A 2,572-nucleotide genomic window follows, 5' to 3' on the forward strand; every position below is an offset into this window, starting at 1 on the left:
TGTGAGTTCGAAGAGTAGGGCGGGACACGTGGTATCCTGTCTGAATATGGGGGGACCATCCTCCAAGGCTAAATACTCCTGACTGACCGATAGTGAACCAGTACCGTGAGGGAAAGGCGAAAAGAACCCCGGCGAGGGGAGTGAAACAGAACCTGAAACCGTGTACGTACAAGCAGTGGGAGCCTCTTTATGGGGTGACTGCGTACCTTTTGTATAATGGGTCAGCGACTTATATTCTGTAGCAAGGTTAACCGTATAGGGGAGCCGAAGGGAAACCGAGTCTTAACTGGGCGTTAAGTTGCAGGGTATAGACCCGAAACCCGGTGATCTAGCCATGGGCAGGTTGAAGGTTGGGTAACACTAACTGGAGGACCGAACCGACTAATGTTGAAAAATTAGCGGATGACTTGTGGCTGGGGGTGAAAGGCCAATCAAACCGGGAGATAGCTGGTTCTCCCCGAAAGCTATTTAGGTAGCGCCTCGTGAATTCATCTTCGGGGGTAGAGCACTGTTTCGGCTAGGGGGTCATCCCGACTTACCAACCCGATGCAAACTGCGAATACCGAAGAATGTTATCACGGGAGACACACGGCGGGTGCTAACGTCCGTCGTGAAGAGGGAAACAACCCAGACCGCCAGCTAAGGTCCCAAAGTCATGGTTAAGTGGGAAACGATGTGGGAAGGCACAGACAGCCAGGATGTTGGCTTAGAAGCAGCCATCATTTAAAGAAAGCGTAATAGCTCACTGGTCGAGTCGGCCTGCGCGGAAGATGTAACGGGGCTAAACCATGCACCGAAGCTGCGGCAGCGACACTATGTGTTGTTGGGTAGGGGAGCGTTCTGTAAGCCGTTGAAGGTGGACTGTGAGGTCTGCTGGAGGTATCAGAAGTGCGAATGCTGACATAAGTAACGATAAAGCGGGTGAAAAACCCGCTCGCCGGAAGACCAAGGGTTCCTGTCCAACGTTAATCGGGGCAGGGTGAGTCGACCCCTAAGGCGAGGCCGAAAGGCGTAGTCGATGGGAAACAGGTTAATATTCCTGTACTCGGTGTTACTGCGAAGGGGGGACGGAGAAGGCTATGTTGGCCGGGCGACGGTTGTCCCGGTTTAAGCGTGTAGGTGTGTGTTCCAGGTAAATCCGGTTCACTTTAACACTGAGGCGTGATGACGAGGCACTACGGTGCTGAAGTGACAAATGCCCTGCTTCCAGGAAAAGCCTCTAAGCATCAGGTAACACAGAATCGTACCCCAAACCGACACAGGTGGTCAGGTAGAGAATACCAAGGCGCTTGAGAGAACTCGGGTGAAGGAACTAGGCAAAATGGTGCCGTAACTTCGGGAGAAGGCACGCTGGTGCGTAGGTGAAGCGACTTGCTCGCGGAGCTGAAACCAGTCGAAGATACCAGCTGGCTGCAACTGTTTATTAAAAACACAGCACTGTGCAAACACGAAAGTGGACGTATACGGTGTGACGCCTGCCCGGTGCCGGAAGGTTAATTGATGGGGTTAGCGGCAACGCGAAGCTCTTGATCGAAGCCCCGGTAAACGGCGGCCGTAACTATAACGGTCCTAAGGTAGCGAAATTCCTTGTCGGGTAAGTTCCGACCTGCACGAATGGCGTAATGATGGCCAGGCTGTCTCCACCCGAGACTCAGTGAAATTGAAATCGCTGTGAAGATGCAGTGTACCCGCGGCAAGACGGAAAGACCCCGTGAACCTTTACTATAGCTTGACACTGAACACTGGTCCTTGATGTGTAGGATAGGTGGGAGGCTTTGAAGCGTGGACGCCAGTCTGCGTGGAGCCATCCTTGAAATACCACCCTTTAATGGCTGGTGTTCTAACGTGGACCCGTAATCCGGGTTGCGGACAGTGTCTGGTGGGTAGTTTGACTGGGGCGGTCTCCTCCTAAAGCGTAACGGAGGAGCACGAAGGTTAGCTAATCCTGGTCGGACATCAGGAGGTTAGTGCAATGGCATAAGCTAGCTTGACTGCGAGCGTGACGGCGCGAGCAGGTGCGAAAGCAGGTCATAGTGATCCGGTGGTTCTGAATGGAAGGGCCATCGCTCAACGGATAAAAGGTACTCCGGGGATAACAGGCTGATACCGCCCAAGAGTTCATATCGACGGCGGTGTTTGGCACCTCGATGTCGGCTCATCACATCCTGGGGCTGAAGTAGGTCCCAAGGGTATGGCTGTTCGCCATTTAAAGTGGTACGCGAGCTGGGTTTAGAACGTCGTGAGACAGTTCGGTCCCTATCTGCCGTGGGCGCTGGAGAATTGAGGGGGGCTGCTCCTAGTACGAGAGGACCGGAGTGGACGCATCACTGGTGTTCGGGTTGTCATGCCAATGGCATTGCCCGGTAGCTAAATGCGGAAGAGATAAGTGCTGAAAGCATCTAAGCACGAAACTTGCCCCGAGATGAGTTCTCCCTGACTCCTTGAGAGTCCTGAAGGAACGTTGAAGACGACGACGTTGATAGGCCGGGTGTGTAAGCGCAGCGATGCGTTGAGCTAACCGGTACTAATGAACCGTGAGGCTTAACCTTACAACGCCGAAGATGTTTTGGCG

1 rRNA gene is annotated in these 2,572 nt (G+C 53.5%); it reads left to right on the forward strand.

Going from position 1 to position 2,572, the window contains the following annotated elements:
- Nucleotides 1–2,549 (forward strand): 23S ribosomal RNA (locus tag ACQUTD_RS21540); the annotation flags it as partial.
- Nucleotides 2,550–2,572 lie beyond the last annotated feature (23 nt).

The organism is Enterobacter sp. K510, from assembly GCF_055804875.1.